This window comes from Janibacter terrae (assembly GCF_039636765.1).
In the GTDB taxonomy this organism is placed as follows: Bacteria; Actinomycetota; Actinomycetes; order Actinomycetales; family Dermatophilaceae; genus Janibacter; species Janibacter terrae.
Genome location: NZ_CP144167.1, coordinates 3,397,621 through 3,413,671, shown reverse-complemented (window position 1 = coordinate 3,413,671; position 16,051 = coordinate 3,397,621). Strand labels below are relative to the sequence as shown.

The window sequence follows — 16,051 nt, the reverse complement described above, 5'->3', positions numbered from 1 at the left end:
CGGGCGGGTTCAGCTGCCCGGCTTGATCGCGGCAACCGTCTCCTGCGCGTTGCGGATCGCCTTCTGCGGGACGGTGTTCTCCTTGGCCTTCTTGAGGGCCTTCAGGCCGATGAGGCCGAGCACCGCGGCGATCGCGAGGAGCACGACGGTGACGATGAGGTAGCCGGCCCACAGGGGCAGCCAGATCGCGATGACCTGGGCGAGGGTGTGGAAGAGGAAGATCAGCCCGAGGAGCCCGAGGAAGGCGGCGCCGCCGAGCAGGGCGGCCCCCTTGCCGCCGAAGGACAGGCCCTTGGTGACCTCCGCCTTGGCGAGCTTGATCTCGCTCTGGACCAGGGCCGAGATGTCGTGCGAGGCGTCGGCGACGAGTTGGCCGACGGTGCGCTCGGTCTCCCCGGGCGCGGGCTGACCGATCCGCCGACGCGTGGCGGGATCGCTGCTGCCGGTGGTGGTGCGGGGCTGGTCGTTGCTCATGCTGCTCCTGGTCCCAGTGGATCGGGTGCCACAACCGGGGTGGCCTGTGCATGAGCCAGCCTACCCACGAGTCGGCTGGGTTCGCGGTCACAGCAGTGCGGCCCGCCAGGCGGCCTGTCGGTGCCCGAGGGCGAAGGGGGAGGAACAGGACGACGAAGTCCGGGTGAACCTTCCCGCGCCACACCCGGGATCGGCGACCCCGGCGGGCGAAGGGGGGGACCATCGAGACATGACCTACGGCGAGGAGACGGAGCCTCTCGCGATCGCGCACCGCGGTGGCGCGCACCTCGCGCCCGAGAACACCCTGGCGGCCTTCTCGATGTCGACGGCGCTGGGGCTGCGCTACCTGGAGTCGGACATCAGGCTCACCGCCGATGGAGAGCTCGTCTGCTTCCACGACGAGGTGCTCGACCGGTGCACGACGGGCACGGGTCGGATCGGCGCGCGCACCCTGGCGGACCTGCGCCGCACCGTGCGCGTCCGGGGGACGGAGCCGATCCCCACGCTCGAGGAGGCGCTGACGACCTTCCCGGACGCGTGCTTCACCGTCGACCTGAAGAACCGGGCGGCCATCGCGCCCATGGCCCGCCTCCTCCAGCGCCGTGACTTCGCCGAGCGGGTGTGCGTCGCCGGTGCGTGGGACGGGTGGCTGCAGCTGCTCGCCTCCCAGGCGCCCCACCTGCGCACCGCGCTCGGGTGGCGATCGCTCGTCGCCCTGATCTCCGCGTCCAAGGCGGGTGTGCAGCCACCGTCGTCGGTGGTGCGGGGTCGGTTCGCCCACGTCCCCGTCCGTCTCGGGCGGCTGCCCATCCACTCGCCCTCCCTCGTGCGGCGGGCACACCGGCTGGGCGTGCGGGTGGTGGTGTGGACCGTCGACGAGCCGGGGCTGATGCACGAGCTCCTCGACATGGGTGTGGACGGGATCATCACCGACCGGCCGGACGTCCTGCGCACGGTGATGATCAGCCGCGGGACGTGGACCCCCATGCGGGGAGACACCCAGAACCCCGGAATACCGGTCGATTTGGCAACCTCGGGATCGGTGTCCTAGTGTTCTCGATGTCAGCCCGACAGGGAGGAACGGACACCAAGCGGTGACTCGCTGAAGTCGCCCCAGGCAGGCCGGTCCCACGAGTTGACAGCCCCCAACCGATGTACGCGGATCAGGTCGGCGGCCACCCAGGTGGTCGCGGACAGACAAGATCCGGGGATTTGGAACCGAGCAGCTGCGCTGCTACGGTGGGCCACCGCTGAAGATCCAAGCGCGATCAGCGTCGGCCGCTCCGAGAGCGGATCACGAAGTTGACGCCCAAGCGTGGACAGCGGTAAGTTTGAGAAGTTGCCCCTTGTGCGGGCCGCCTGGTTTGGGTGGTGTGTGTGGGGTGTGCGTGTGAATCTTGAGAACTCAACAGCGTGTCAAAAATCGATGCCAATACCTCGTTCTGGCTGATTGTGGTTCGACTCTATTGTGGGGTTGGGCCTGGTTGGTTGGAGTGAAATTTTTTCCTTTGGTTGACAAGAGATTCAAACAGCGATTGCGCTGGTTGTTCTTGCTCAGTCATGGTTCAGCCCTTTGTTGGGTTATGGATTGCTCCCTTTGAGCCTTTTGGGTTCGGGGGGTGTTGATCATCAACGGAGAGTTTGATCCTGGCTCAGGACGAACGCTGGCGGCGTGCTTAACACATGCAAGTCGAACGGTGAAGCTTGGAGCTTGCTTCGAGTGGATCAGTGGCGAACGGGTGAGTAACACGTGAGCAACCTGCCCCAGACTCTGGAATAAGCGCTGGAAACGGCGTCTAATACTGGATATGTGACGGACCTGCATGGGTACCGTCTGGAAAGTTTTTCGGTTTGGGATGGGCTCGCGGCCTATCAGCTTGTTGGTGAGGTAATGGCTCACCAAGGCGACGACGGGTAGCCGGCCTGAGAGGGCGACCGGCCACACTGGGACTGAGACACGGCCCAGACTCCTACGGGAGGCAGCAGTGGGGAATATTGCACAATGGGCGAAAGCCTGATGCAGCGACGCCGCGTGAGGGATGACGGCCTTCGGGTTGTAAACCTCTTTCAGCAGGGAAGAAGCGAAAGTGACGGTACCTGCAGAAGAAGCACCGGCTAACTACGTGCCAGCAGCCGCGGTAATACGTAGGGTGCGAGCGTTGTCCGGAATTATTGGGCGTAAAGAGCTTGTAGGCGGTTTGTCGCGTCTGCTGTGAAAATCCGGGGCTCAACCCCGGACTTGCAGTGGGTACGGGCAGACTAGAGTGTGGTAGGGGAGACTGGAATTCCTGGTGTAGCGGTGAAATGCGCAGATATCAGGAGGAACACCGATGGCGAAGGCAGGTCTCTGGGCCACTACTGACGCTGAGAAGCGAAAGCATGGGGAGCGAACAGGATTAGATACCCTGGTAGTCCATGCCGTAAACGTTGGGCGCTAGGTGTGGGACTCATTCCACGAGTTCCGTGCCGCAGCTAACGCATTAAGCGCCCCGCCTGGGGAGTACGGCCGCAAGGCTAAAACTCAAAGGAATTGACGGGGGCCCGCACAAGCGGCGGAGCATGCGGATTAATTCGATGCAACGCGAAGAACCTTACCAAGGCTTGACATATACCGGAAACTTCCAGAGATGGTTGCCCCCTTTGGGTCGGTATACAGGTGGTGCATGGTTGTCGTCAGCTCGTGTCGTGAGATGTTGGGTTAAGTCCCGCAACGAGCGCAACCCTCGTTCTATGTTGCCAGCACGTAATGGTGGGGACTCATGGAAGACTGCCGGGGTCAACTCGGAGGAAGGTGGGGATGACGTCAAATCATCATGCCCCTTATGTCTTGGGCTTCACGCATGCTACAATGGCCGGTACAAAGGGCTGCGATACCGCAAGGTGGAGCGAATCCCAAAAAACCGGTCTCAGTTCGGATTGGGGTCTGCAACTCGACCCCATGAAGTCGGAGTCGCTAGTAATCGCAGATCAGCAACGCTGCGGTGAATACGTTCCCGGGCCTTGTACACACCGCCCGTCAAGTCACGAAAGTCGGTAACACCCGAAGCCGGTGGCCCAACCCTTGTGGGGGGAGCCGTCGAAGGTGGGACTGGCGATTGGGACTAAGTCGTAACAAGGTAGCCGTACCGGAAGGTGCGGCTGGATCACCTCCTTTCTAAGGAGCACTGGCCTGGTCCATTCGTGGGCTGGGTTCATGTAGAGCTTGGTTTGTCGGCGTATGTCCGGCACCGAGTGCTCTGGGTGGAACATCGATTATTTGACGCTCGTGGCTCGTGCTGGTGAGTACCTGCGCTCCTTTGGGGGGTGTGGTGGAAAGCTGGTGCTGGGTGGCGGGTGTCTGGCACGTTGTTGGGTCCTGAGGGTTCACGCGAGTGAAGCTTCGGGCCGGCTCTCCTTCTGAGGGGGGTTGGTTGTGGGCCTCGCCTGGTGGCGTACCGCATCGCGTTTGCGTGGTGTTGGCGTCACGGTTTGGTGGGGTGCCGCCCGTATGTTGAGAACTACACAGTGGACGCGAGCATCTTTGTGGCTCAAGTTTTTAAGGGCGCACGGTGGATGCCTTGGTACCAGGAACCGAAGAAGGACGTAGGAATCTGCGATAAGCCTCGGGGAGTCGATAACCAGACTTTGATCCGAGGATTTCCGAATGGGGAAACCCGGCTGGAGGCAAGTCCAGTCACTCCCGGCTGAATATATAGGCCGGGTAGAGGGAACGCGGGGAAGTGAAACATCTCAGTACCCGCAGGAAGAGAAAACAACAGTGATTCCGTGAGTAGTGGCGAGCGAAAGCGGATGAGGCCAAACCGGTCATGTGTGATAGCTGTCAGGCGTTGCATGTCCGGGGTTGTGGGAGCTTTTGCTCGGAGCTGACACTTCGGGGTGGAGTAAGAAATCCATGTCATAGTCGAAGGGTCTTGAATGGCCCGGCACAGAGGGTGCGACCCCCGTAGACGAAATGTCGTGGACTCCATGGAGAGATTTCCCAAGTAGCACGGGGCCCGAGAAATCCCGTGTGAATCTGGCGGGACCACCCGCTAAGCCTAAATATTCCCTGGTGACCGATAGCGGACAAGTACCGTGAGGGAAAGGTGAAAAGTACCCCGGGAGGGGAGTGAAATAGATCCTGAAACCGTGCGCTTACAATCCGTCGGAGCCTCCTTGTGGGGTGACGGCGTGCCTTTTGAAGAATGAGCCTGCGAGTTAGTGCTCAGTGGCGAGGTTAACCCGTGTGGGGAAGCCGTAGCGAAAGCGAGTCCGAACAGGGCGTTTTAGTCGCTGGGTCTAGACCCGAAGCGGAGTGATCTACCCATGGCCAGGTTGAAGCGACGGTAAGACGTCGTGGAGGACCGAACCCACTTAGGTTGAAAACTGAGGGGATGAGCTGTGGGTAGGGGTGAAAGGCCAATCAAACTCCGTGATAGCTGGTTCTCCCCGAAATGCATTTAGGTGCAGCGTCACGTGTTTCTTACCGGAGGTAGAGCTACTGGATAGCTAATGGGCCTCACCAGGTTACTGACGTTAGCCAAACTCCGAATGCCGGTAAGTGAGAGCGTGGCAGTGAGACTGCGGGGGATAAGCTCCGTAGTCGAGAGGGAAACAGCCCAGATCACCAGCTAAGGTCCCTAAGCGTGTGCTAAGTGGAAAAGGATGTGGAGTTGCCGTGACAACCAGGAGGTTGGCTTAGAAGCAGCCACCCTTTAAAGAGTGCGTAATAGCTCACTGGTCAAGTGATTCCGCGCCGACAATGTAGCGGGGCTCAAGCACACCACCGAAGCTGTGGCATTGACACACTGCTCGGCACCTTTGGTGTCCAGGCGTGTTGATGGGTAGGGGAGCGTCGTGTGGCGAGCGAAGCGGCGGAGTGATCCAGCCGTGGATGCCACACGAGTGAGAATGCAGGCATGAGTAGCGAAAGACGGGTGAGAAACCCGTCCGCCGAATATCCAAGGGTTCCAGGGTCAAGCTAATCTGCCCTGGGTAAGTCGGGACCTAAGGCGAGGCCGACAGGCGTAGTCGATGGACATCCGGTTGATATTCCGGAACCGGCGAAGAACCGCCCATGATGAATCCAGTGATGCTAAACGCCTGAAGCTCACCGTAGATGCCCTTCGGGGTGTCGTTGGTGGGTGGAACGTGTGACCCTATCTGGTAGTAGTCAAGCAATGGGGAGACGCAGGAAGGTAGCCTCCGCGTGGCGATGGTTGTCCACGTCCAAGGGTGTAGGGAGTCAGGTAGGCAAATCCGCCTGGCACATATCCTGAGACCTGATAGTGACCGCCTCTGGCGGGAAGCAGGGTGATCCTATGCTGCCGAGAAAATCCTCTAGCGAGGTTCTAGCCGCCCGTACCCCAAACCGACTCAGGTGGATAAGTAGAGAATACTAAGGCGATCGAGTGAATCGTGGTTAAGGAATTCGGCAAAATGCCCCCGTAACTTCGGGAGAAGGGGGGCCCGGATTCTGAAGCCCCTTGCGGGCTAGGAAGATGGGCCGCAGAGACCAGGGAGAAGCGACTGTTTACTAAAAACACAGGTCCGTGCGAAGTCGCAAGACGATGTATACGGACTGACGCCTGCCCGGTGCTGGAAGGTTAAGAGGACCGGTTAGCCCCTTGTGGGCGAAGCTGAGAATTTAAGCCCCAGTAAACGGCGGTGGTAACTATAACCATCCTAAGGTAGCGAAATTCCTTGTCGGGTAAGTTCCGACCTGCACGAATGGCGTAACGACTTCTCCACTGTCTCAACCGCGAACTCGGCGAAATTGCATTACGAGTAAAGATGCTCGTTACGCGCAGCAGGACGGAAAGACCCCGGGACCTTCACTATAGCTTGGTATTGGTGATCGGGACGGCTTGTGTAGGATAGGTGGGAGACTGTGAAGCATGCACGCCAGTGTGTGTGGAGTCATCGTTGAAATACCACTCTGGTCGTTCTGGTTATCTAACCTCGGTCCGTGATCCGGATCAGGGACATTGCCTGGTGGGTAGTTTAACTGGGGCGGTTGCCTCCTAAAATGTAACGGAGGCGCTCAAAGGTTCCCTCAGCCTGGTTGGCAATCAGGTGGCGAGTGCAAGTGTACAAGGGAGCTTGACTGCGAGACAGACATGTCGAGCAGGGACGAAAGTCGGAACTAGTGACCCGACGGTGGCTTGTGGAAGCGCCGTCGCTCAACGGATAAAAGGTACCCCGGGGATAACAGGCTGATCTTCCCCAAGAGTCCATATCGACGGGATGGTTTGGCACCTCGATGTCGGCTCGTCGCATCCTGGGGGTGGAGTATCTCCCAAGGGTTGGGCTGTTCGCCCATTAAAGCGGCACGCGAGCTGGGTTTAGAACGTCGTGAGACAGTTCGGTCCCTATCCGCTGTGCGCGTAGGAAACTTGAGAGAGGCTGACCCTAGTACGAGAGGACCGGGTTGGACGAACCTCTGGTGTGTGAGTTGTTCTGCCAAGGGCACCGCTCATTAGCTACGTTCGGGAGTGATAACCGCTGAAAGCATCTAAGCGGGAAGCATGTCTCAAGATGAGGTTTCCATGGAGCTTGCTCCGAGAGGCTCCCAGTAGACTACTGGGTTGATAGGCCAGATGTGGAAGTGCAGCAATGCATGGAGCTGACTGGTACTAATAAGCCGATAACTTGATACACACACAACATCTGTTGCGTAACAAAAGATTGACTCGCGTCCACTGTGCAGTTCCCGAGATACGGTCGGGACACTGTCCACGTATTTCCATAGAGTTTCGGCTGTCATAGCGAGGGGGAAACGCCCGGTCCCATTCCGAACCCGGAAGCTAAGCCCTTCAGCGCCGATGGTACTGCACTGGTGACGGTGTGGGAGAGTAGGACGCAGCCGGACAAACATTGAGCCAAAGCCCTCGACGAGTCGTCGAGGGCTTTGGTGTGTCCTGGGGCGGGTGCACACCCGTCGCTGCAGGACGACCCAGGCGAAAGAGGGGCCCCGCCGGCACGATGCCGGCGGGGCCCCCTTCGTCGTGCTCGGACCTGCGTCAGCCGTCCGAGGGCTTGTTCATGCCGTCCTTGATGAGGTTCATGACGGACGAGTCCGCGAGCGTGGTGACGTCACCGACCTCTCGGTTCTCCGCCACGTCCTTCAGCAGCCGCCGCATGATCTTGCCGGAACGGGTCTTGGGCAGCTCCTCGACGATCATGATCGAGCGCGGCTTGGCGATCGGACCGATCTCCTTTGCCACGTGGCCACGCAGCTCCTGGACGAGCTCCTCGCCCTGGGTCCCGGAGTCGGCACCTTCCTGCCGGAGGATGACGAAGGCGACCACCGCCTGGCCGGTCGTCTCGTCGCTCGCGCCGACCACGGCGGCCTCGGCCACCCTGGGGTGCGAGACGAGCGCGGACTCGATCTCCGCCGTGGACAGCCGGTGACCGGAGACGTTCATGACGTCGTCGACCCGGCCGAGGATCCAGATGTTGCCGTCGGCGTCGTACTTCGCCCCGTCACCGGCGAAGTAGTACTCGGGGCCGAAGCGGCTCCAGTAGGTGTCCTTGTAGCGCTCTGGGTCCCCCCAGATGCCGCGCAGCATGGCGGGCCACGGCTTGGTGAGCACGAGGTATCCGACCTGCTCGGGCTCGGTGAGCGGCTGGCCCTCGTCGTCGAGGATCTCCGCGCTGATGCCCGGGATGGGCCTCTGCGAGCTGCCCGGCTCGAGCGTCGTCACCCCGGGGAGGGGGGAGTTCATGATGGCGCCGGTCTCGGTCTGCCACCACGTGTCCACGATGGGGGCGGTGCCCGCACCGATGACATCGCGGTACCAGCGCCACGCCTCGGGGTTGATCGGCTCACCGACGGAGCCGAGCACCCGGATGGAGGAGAGGTCGTACTTCTTGGGGATCTCCTCGCCCCACTTCATGAAGGTGCGGATGGCGGTGGGGGCGGTGTAGAGGATGCTCACCTTGTACTTCTCGACGATCTCCCAGAACACGCCCTGGTGCGGGCTGTCGGGGGTCCCCTCGAAGATCACCTGGGTCGCCCCGTTGGCGAGCGGCCCGTAGACGATGTAGCTGTGACCGGTCACCCAGCCGATGTCGGCGGTGCACCAGTAAACGTCGGTCTCGGGATGAAGGTCGTGGACGACGGAGTTGGTGTAGGCGTTCTGCACGAGGTAGCCGCCGGAGGTGTGCAGGATCCCCTTCGGCTTCCCCGTCGTCCCGGAGGTGTAGAGGATGAAGAGCGGGTGCTCGCTGTCGTGCGGCTGCGGCTCGTGCTGGTCGGAGGCGCTGTCGACGACGTCGTGCCACCAGACGTCGCGCGAGTCGTCCCAGTCGACGTCCATGCCGGTGCGCTTGACGACGAGCACCTTCTCCGCGGTCGTACCCTGGACGGCGTGGTCGACGGCGGCCTTGAGCGGCATCGACTTGCCCTTGCGGAACTGCCCGTCCGTGGTCACGACGACCTTGGCCTCGCCGTCCTCGATGCGCGTCCTGAGCGCGTCGGAGGAGAAGCCGCCGAAGACGACCGAGTGGGGCGCGCCGATGCGCGCGCAGGCGAGCATCGTGATGACCGCCTCCGGGATCATCGGCATGTAGACGGCGACGCGATCCCCCTTCGTCACTCCGAGCGACTCGAGGGCATTGGCCGCCTTGCAGACCTCGCGCTGGAGGTCCGCGTACGTGATCGTGCGGTCGTTGCCGTCCGCGGCGACGACGTGGAGGGCGACGCGGTCACCGTTGCCGGCCTCGACGTGCCGGTCGACGCAGTTGTAGGCGACGTTCAGCTCGCCGCCGAGGTACCACTTGGCGAAGGGGGCCTCGCTCCAGTCGAGCGTGGTGTCGAAGTCCTTGGACCACGTGACGTACTCCCGGGCTCGTGCCGCCCAGAATCCCTCGTGGTCCGCCGCTGCCTCGTCGTAGAGCGCTGCCTTGCCGTTCGCCTGTGCGGCGAACTCGGTGCTCGGGGCGTAGTCCGACACATGTCCTCCTCATCGAGAGCCCGCGCGACGGTGCGCGGACGTGGTGTACGTCTCCACCTTGGCCCGCGGGGGCGGTGAGCACAACGTGGTCCCACGGACCGTCGCCGGGCGCGGGGGAGCAGGCGACGAGCGGTCGAGGGGAGTGTGGTCACCCTGCACAGCCTCCGGACCGACCGCGCCGCGCCACCCTGAGCACAGTGACCAGTGATCGGTGCGAGCGTGGCCCCCTCCGCCGCGATCTGGGACGGTTGGGTGATCACAAGGAGGTGGTTGACGTGTTCACCGAAGGACAGTTGTACTCGCCCGTGACCGAACACGCAGACGGCAGCGTCGAGGTGCACCTGGCGGACACGCACCCGGGCCGTGAGGACCCGGAGTACCTGCGGCGACGGGGCGAGATCGCCGGCGCCGCCCTCGCGTGGGAGCGCGGCTCGCAGCCCGTCCCGACCATCACCTACTCCGAGCGGGAGCACGAGGTCTGGCGCACGGTGAGCGCCGAGCTCGCCCCGCTCCACGAGCGGTACGCGCACAGCGAGTACCTCGCGGCCAAGGAGCGGCTGGCGCTGCCGACCGACCACGTGCCCCAGCTCGCGGAGGTCGGCGAGCGCCTGGTCCCGCTCACCGGGTGGACCTACGTCTGCGCGCCGGGGCTGGTGCCGCTGCGTGACTTCTACGCGGACCTGGGCAGCCGCACCTTCAACTCCACGCAGTACCTGCGCCATGACTCCCAGCCGTTGTACACGCCCGAGCCGGACATCATCCACGAGGTGATCGGGCACGCCAACCAGCTCGCCAGCCCGCGGTTCGCCGCCATCACGCAGGCTGCCGGGCGCGCCTCCCTGCGCCTCGAGACGCAGGAGGCGATGAAGCTCGTCGCGGACGTCTTCTGGTTCTCCATCGAGTTCGGCGTGATGCGCGAGCACGGCGAGGCCAAGGCGTACGGGGCCGGGATCCTCTCGAGCTACGGCGAGATCCAGGAGTTCGGCCACATGGAGATCCGCGAGCTCGACCTCGCCGACATGGGCACCCTCAACTACGACATCACGGCCTACCAGCCGGTGCTCTTCGCCGCCGAGTCGCTGACGCACCTCGAGGACGTCGTCGGCGAGTTCTTCACGACGGTCGACGACGACGCGGCGGCGGCGCTGCGTGCCGAGGCGGGCCGGCGGGGGCTCGTCCCCGGCTAGGGAGCCTCGACGAGGGCCGCGATGCCGGTGAGCACGATGCCCAGCCCCGTCCCGAACTCCGCGGGGGAGCGCGGCGGCGGGGCGATGCCCGAGCGGGTGGCCTGGTCGTGCGACTGGGCGACGTACGCGTGCCCGTAGACGAAGTGCAGCAGCGTGCTGGCCGCCGTCGATGCGAGGTCCTCCTCCAGCCCGGCATCGGCGAGCAGCTCGCCCACCTCCGCGGCGGGTGCCTGCCCGCCCATGCCGAAGGCCCACATGCTCATGACGAGGTCGGCGCCGTCCGGGTAGGCGGTGACGGCAGCGTGCAGGTCCGTGCAGCGGCGGTGGGCGCGTTCGCGCCAGTCGGCGCCCGGTGCCGACGGGTGCTGCGGCCCGCGGCGCAGGATCTCGTCGGCGACCGCCCCGAGGAGCGCCTGCTTGTTGGGCACGTGGTGGTAGATCGCGCTCTGCTGCACCCCGAGCTCGGTGCCGATGGCCCGCATCGTCAGGTCGGGCAGGCCGACCCGCGCGAGGATCGACAGGGCGGTCTCGACGACCAGCGCGTGGGTGAGCGGCCGGCGGGGGGAACGAGGGGATGGCACGGTCCCGACCCTATGACGACGAAGGGGGGGAGGGCCGCAGCTCTCCCCCCCTTCGTCTCGCGCTGACCGGACGGTCAGTGCTCGACCACCTCGGCCACGCCGTGTCCGGTGAGGCTGCGGACCTCCATCTCCGCGAACTTGGCCCGGTTGAACTCCTTGCTCGTCACGGTGCCGAGCCAACCGAGGAAGAACCCGAGCGGGATCGAGACGAGGCCGGGGTTGTCCAGCGGGAACCAGCTGAAGTCCACGTCCTGCAGCATCGAGGGCGACTTGCCGGTCAGCGGGTCGATCGGCTTGCCGGACACCACGGGCGAGAAGACGATCAGCAGGAGCGCGGAGGACAGACCGCCGTACATCGACCACAGCGCACCCCGGGTGTTGAAGCGCTTCCAGAAGAGGCTGTAGAGGATGGTCGGCAGGTTGGCGCTCGCCGCGACCGCGAAGGCCAGGGCCACGAGGAAGGCGATGTTCTGGTCCTTGGCGAGCATGCCGCCGAGGATCGCCACGACGCCGGTGCCGACCGCCGCGTACCTCGAGACCTTGACCTCGGCGTCCTGCGAGGCCTGGCCCTTCTTGAAGACCTGGTTGTACAGGTCGTGGGCGACGCTCGCGCTGGCGGTGATGGTCAGGCCGGCGACCACGGCGAGGATCGTCGCGAAGGCGATGCCGGAGACGATGCCGAGGAGGACCGACCCGCCGAGCTCGTAGGCGAGAAGCGGGGCGGCGGCGTTGGCCTTGCCGGGAGCGTTGGCGATGACCTCCGGGCCGACGAGGGCGCCGGCGCCGTAGCCGATGACCAGGGTCAGCAGGTAGAAGCCACCGATGAGCCAGATGGCCCACTCGACCGACTTGCGCGCCTGCTTGCTCGTCGGAACCGTGTAGAAGCGCTGCAGCACGTGCGGCAGGCCGGCGGTGCCGAGGACCAGGGCGAGCGAGAGCGAGATGAAGTCGATCTTCGTGGTGAGGTTCTTGCCGTACTTCAGGCCCGGCTCGAGGAGCTTCTCGCCCGCCGCGGGGTTCTTGTCGACGGCGGCCTGCATGACACTCGAGAGGTTCATGCCGAACTTGCTGAGGACCCAGACGGTCATCACGGCGACCGCGAAGATCAGGAGCACCGCCTTGATCATCTGCACCCAGGTCGTGCCCTTCATCCCACCGATCATCACGTAGGCGACCATGACGATGCCCACGACCGCGATGACGACGTTCTGCGCCGCCGACCCGTCGACGCCGAGCAGCAGCGAGACGAGGCCGCCGGCGCCGGCCATCTGCGCGAGCAGGTAGAAGAAGGAGACGGCGAGGACCGAGCTGGCCGTCGCGATGCGCATGGGGCGCTGCTGGAGCCGGTAGGACAGCACGTCCGCGAGGGTGAACCGGCCGGTGTTGCGGAAGAGCTCGGCCACGAGCAGGAGGGCGACGAGCCACGCCACGAGGAAGCCGATGGAGTAGAGGAAGCCGTCGTAGCCCTGGAGGGCGATGGCGCCGGCGATGCCGAGGAAGCTCGCGGCGGACAGGTAGTCGCCGGCGATGGCCAGGCCGTTCTGCCGACCGGAGAAGGAGGCCCCACCGGTGTACATCTGGCTGGCCGTCTTGTGGCCCGAGGCCACCTTGATGACGATCGCGAGGGTCACGACGACGAAGACGACGAAGATCGAGATGTTGAGCGCGGGGGAGCCGGTCTGCTCGGCCGCGACGAGTGCGGGGATCATCCGTCCACCTCCGGGGTCCCGTGGGCGCCGACCTGGGCGGCGACGGCCTCGGCCTGCGGGTCGAGGACCCGGCTGGCCCAGCGGACGTAGGCGATGGTGATCGCGAAGGTCGTGACGAACTGGCCGAGGCCGAGGATCACGCCGATGTTGATGTTGCCGAAGACCTTGGTCGACATGAAGCCGGGGGCGAACATCGACAGCAGCACGTAGAGGAAGTACCACGCGAGGAAGAACGCGGTGACGGGGAAGACGAAGCCGCGGAAGGTGCGGCGCAGGTCGCCGAACTCCTTCGACTCCTGGACGGCGATGTAGCGCTCGCCGAGCGATTGAGCGTCGCTGCTCATGGCTCACCTCCGGTTAGGGGGAGACCCGGACAGCGGTGGCCGGGTCGGGACCAGAGTGGACCGCCCGGTCCGTCCCCGGGGCCACCGCGCGCGGGCTCGCGGTCGGCGGGAGCACCCGTCGCCGTGCGGACCACGAGCGTGCGCCGAGCGGCCCCGTGGACGCGACGAACGGTCAACCGGTCTCCACGAGGACGTCCTCGGGCGTGTGCAGCCGGGTCATCGTCCGCGCCCACCTCCGCGGGCGCGGCGTCGCCAGGGAGACCACGATCGTCACGACGAAGGCGAGCGGAGTCGCCCACGCGGTCGGCGCGGAGGTGAGGGCGCCGAGCCACCCCTCGGGGGCGAGGTCGGTGACGGAGACGATGGCGGCGACCGACGTGGTGAGGCCTCCAACGCTCACGCCCGCGGCGGCCCCCTTCGCCGTGAGCCGAGGCCACCAGACGCCGAGGATCAGCAGGGGCGCGAAGGTCGCCGCCGCGATCGCGAAGGCGTGGCTGACCGCCGTCGAGATGCCGACCGGGCCGGCCGTGCAGGCCACGACGAAGGGGGCGAGCACCCCGACCCCTGCCGCGAGACGGAAGGAGGCGGCCGGGCCGGCGTCCCCGTGCGTCAGCCTGGAGGAGAGCGGACGCAGGACGTCCTGGTCGATGGCGCCGGCGACCGACATCGCCACGCCCGAGGCGGTGGCGAGGAAGGCGGCGAAGGCGCCGCCCGCGACGAGGGCGGTGAGCAGCTGGCCGTCCAGGCCGGGGAGCATCGCGCCGGGGAGCGCGAGGACGACCGTGCGGCTCGGGTCGTCGCTGATGTCGGCCCGGTCGAGGTAGGCGCGACCGAGGTAGCCGTAGATCGGGGGGAAGACGTAGAAGAGGCTGAGCAGCACGAGCACCGAGACTGTCGTGCGCCGGGCCGCGACGCCGTCGGGGTTGGTGTAGAAGCGCACGGCGATGTGCGGCAGGCCCATCGTGCCCAGGCACAGCGCCGCGAGCGTGCTGTACGTCGTGAAGAGCGTCCGGCTCGTGGGGTCGTCGGAGGTGAGCGGCTCCCACCACGAGGCCTCCGCCTGCGGGGTGGGGGCTCCGGTGCGCTGCCAGACGAGGAGGAGGACGAAGGCGGGCACCGCGATGGCCGTGAGCTTGATCCAGTACTGCACCGACTGCACGAGGGTCACCGAGCGCATGCCACCGGCCGCGACGTTGAGCACGACGATGACCGTGAGGACGGTGGCGCCGACCCAGGTCGGCAGGCCGCTCACGTGCCGCAGCGCGAGCCCGGCTCCCTGCATCTGCGGCAGCAGGTAGAGCCAGCCGATGCCGACGACGAGCAGGGCGCAGCCGCGGCGCAGGGCGGTGGACTCCAGACGCGACTCCGCGAAGTCGGGGAGGGTGTAGGCGCCCGAGCGACGCAGGGGCGCGGCGACGAGCAGCAGCAGGACGAGGTAGCCGACGGTGTAGCCGATGGGCATCCACAGCATGTCGATGCCCTGGTCGAAGACCAGCCCGGCGACGCCGAGATAGCTCGCGGCGGACAGGTACTCGCCGCTGATCGCGCTCGCGTTGCGCCACGGGGTGACGGCGCGGCCCGCGACGTAGAAGTCGCTCGTGCCCTTGGCCAGGCGCAGACCGAGCGCACCGAGCGTGAGCGTCGTCAGGCAGACGAGGGCGATCGCCGCGACGCTGAGCGGCTGGGTCACCTGCGGCCCACGAGGTCGCTGAAGTCGGCCTCGATGCGCTCGCTGGCCCGGGTGTACCAGCGGGCGGTGAGGACGACGCCGGGGTAGACGAGCAGGCCGAGGACGAGCCACGGCAGCGGGACACCGAGCAGCTCCAGCCGGCGCAGCGCCGGGGCGAGGGCGAAGAGGAGGGGCAGTGCGCCCAGGGTGACCAGACCGACGGCGAGCACGCTGAGGGAGAGCTGGAGCTGGGCACGCATGAGGGAGCGCACGTACGTCGTGCCGAGCCGGGACTGGTCGGCGATCTCCTGACGGACGGTGGGCGGTCGGACCTGCCGGGTCCGGTGGCGGGTGCGGGTGACGCGGACCCGGTGGGGCGGGGTGCTCACCCCTCGTCCTGGCCCGGGCGGGGCCGCAGGAGGGTGCCGCGCAGGTGCCGGGTGTGCCGCCGGCTCACCTGCAGCTCCGTGCCGTCGACGACGACCGAGCACCGACCCGCGTCGTTGTGGATCTCGCTGATGTGGCGGGTCGAGACGAGCGTCGAGCGGTGGATGCGCACGAACCCGACGTCGGCCCACTCCTCCTCGAGGGTGGCGAGGGGGATGCGCACGAGGTGCGAGCCGCTCGGGGTGTGCAGCCGGGCGTAGTCGCCCTGGGCCTGCACCCAGCGGATCTCGCTCCGGGGGACGAACCGGGTGATCCCACCGAGCTCGACGGGGATCGTCTCCTCGTCCTCGGGGGCCGAGGCGGGCTGGTCCTCACGCTCGGCGGCGGCGAGGCACCGGCGCACCGCCTCGCCGATGCGCTCGGGCCGTACCGGCTTCATGAGGTAGTCGACGGCGTCCAGGTCGAAGGCGTCGACGGCGTGGTTGTCGTGCGCGGTCACGAAGACGACCTGGGGCCGCTCGGCGAAGCGCCGGATGACGCGGGCCAGCTGCATGCCGTCCAGCCCCGGCATCGAGATGTCGCTGAAGACGACGTCGACGGCCTCCCGCTCGAGCGCCGCGAGGGCGGCCGTGCCGCTCGCCGCGGTGAGCACGCGGCTGATGCGCTCGTCCTGGTCGAGGAGCCAGGCGACCTCGTTGCGCGCCGGCGCCTCGTCGTCGACGACGAGGACGGTCAGCGCGGCGGGACGAGACGGTCGCGGCATG

Annotated in this window: 10 protein-coding genes and 3 rRNA genes; 5 read left to right on the top strand and 8 right to left on the bottom strand. The window is 65.7% G+C overall.

Features of this window, described 5'->3' with window-relative positions; all coding sequences use genetic code 11:
* Positions 1–9: 9 nt before the first annotated feature.
* Positions 10–474 carry a phage holin family protein gene (locus tag V3C34_RS17010; protein WP_082807789.1) on the bottom strand — a complete coding sequence of 155 codons (465 nt, stop codon included), beginning with the start codon at positions 472–474 and terminating at the stop codon, positions 10–12.
* A gap of 229 nt (positions 475–703) precedes the next feature.
* On the opposite strand from V3C34_RS17010, the gene V3C34_RS17005 reads away from it, so the two are divergent.
* The 4 genes from V3C34_RS17005 (at position 704) to rrf (ending at position 7,324) form a co-directional block, all read left to right on the top strand.
* Positions 704–1,525, top strand: a complete 822-nt coding sequence (locus tag V3C34_RS17005; protein WP_346007726.1) for a glycerophosphodiester phosphodiesterase family protein — start codon at positions 704–706, stop codon at positions 1,523–1,525.
* 578 nt (positions 1,526–2,103) lie between these two features.
* Positions 2,104–3,628: ribosomal RNA gene (locus V3C34_RS17000) — 16S ribosomal RNA — on the top strand.
* A gap of 371 nt (positions 3,629–3,999) precedes the next feature.
* A 23S ribosomal RNA gene (locus V3C34_RS16995) occupies positions 4,000–7,112 on the top strand.
* Positions 7,113–7,207: 95 nt separating this feature from the next.
* A 5S ribosomal RNA gene (gene rrf / locus V3C34_RS16990) occupies positions 7,208–7,324 on the top strand.
* Together the 16S, 23S and 5S rRNA genes form the textbook arrangement of a ribosomal RNA operon.
* A 151-nt stretch (positions 7,325–7,475) precedes the next feature.
* Here the strand turns inward: rrf and acs are convergent.
* On the bottom strand, positions 7,476–9,410 hold the full coding sequence (gene acs / locus V3C34_RS16985; protein ID WP_068321082.1) for an acetate--CoA ligase: 1,935 nt from the start codon (positions 9,408–9,410) through the stop codon (positions 7,476–7,478).
* Between the two features lie 305 nt (positions 9,411–9,715).
* On the opposite strand from acs, the gene V3C34_RS16980 reads away from it, so the two are divergent.
* Positions 9,716–10,597, top strand: a complete 882-nt coding sequence (locus tag V3C34_RS16980; RefSeq protein ID WP_245634843.1) for a phenylalanine 4-monooxygenase — start codon at positions 9,716–9,718, stop codon at positions 10,595–10,597.
* On the opposite strand, the gene V3C34_RS16975 is transcribed toward V3C34_RS16980, so the two are convergent.
* The 6 genes from V3C34_RS16975 to V3C34_RS16950 form a co-directional block, all read right to left on the bottom strand.
* Positions 10,594–11,178, bottom strand: a complete 585-nt coding sequence (locus V3C34_RS16975) for a TetR/AcrR family transcriptional regulator C-terminal domain-containing protein (protein WP_346007725.1) — start codon at positions 11,176–11,178, stop codon at positions 10,594–10,596. The genes V3C34_RS16980 and V3C34_RS16975 overlap by 4 nt on opposite strands.
* A 74-nt stretch (positions 11,179–11,252) precedes the next feature.
* Positions 11,253–12,887 carry a solute symporter family protein gene (locus V3C34_RS16970; protein WP_068321092.1) on the bottom strand — a complete coding sequence of 545 codons (1,635 nt, stop codon included), beginning with the start codon at positions 12,885–12,887 and terminating at the stop codon, positions 11,253–11,255.
* Complete coding sequence (locus tag V3C34_RS16965) at positions 12,884–13,231, bottom strand: DUF485 domain-containing protein (protein WP_068321095.1); 348 nt, start codon at positions 13,229–13,231, stop codon at positions 12,884–12,886. The genes V3C34_RS16970 and V3C34_RS16965 overlap by 4 nt, the downstream gene beginning before the upstream one ends.
* A gap of 172 nt (positions 13,232–13,403) precedes the next feature.
* A complete protein-coding gene (locus V3C34_RS16960) occupies positions 13,404–14,921 on the bottom strand; it encodes a cation acetate symporter (protein WP_346007724.1) in 1,518 nt (505 codons plus the stop codon).
* The gene (locus tag V3C34_RS16955; protein ID WP_346007723.1) at positions 14,918–15,289 is read right to left on the bottom strand and encodes a hypothetical protein; all 372 of its coding nucleotides are present in this window, start codon (positions 15,287–15,289) and stop codon (positions 14,918–14,920) included. Before V3C34_RS16955 ends, V3C34_RS16960 begins: the two co-directional genes overlap by 4 nt.
* Complete coding sequence (locus V3C34_RS16950) at positions 15,286–16,050, bottom strand: LytTR family DNA-binding domain-containing protein (protein ID WP_346007722.1); 765 nt, start codon at positions 16,048–16,050, stop codon at positions 15,286–15,288. Before V3C34_RS16950 ends, V3C34_RS16955 begins: the two co-directional genes overlap by 4 nt.
* Position 16,051: the final 1 nt, after the last annotated feature.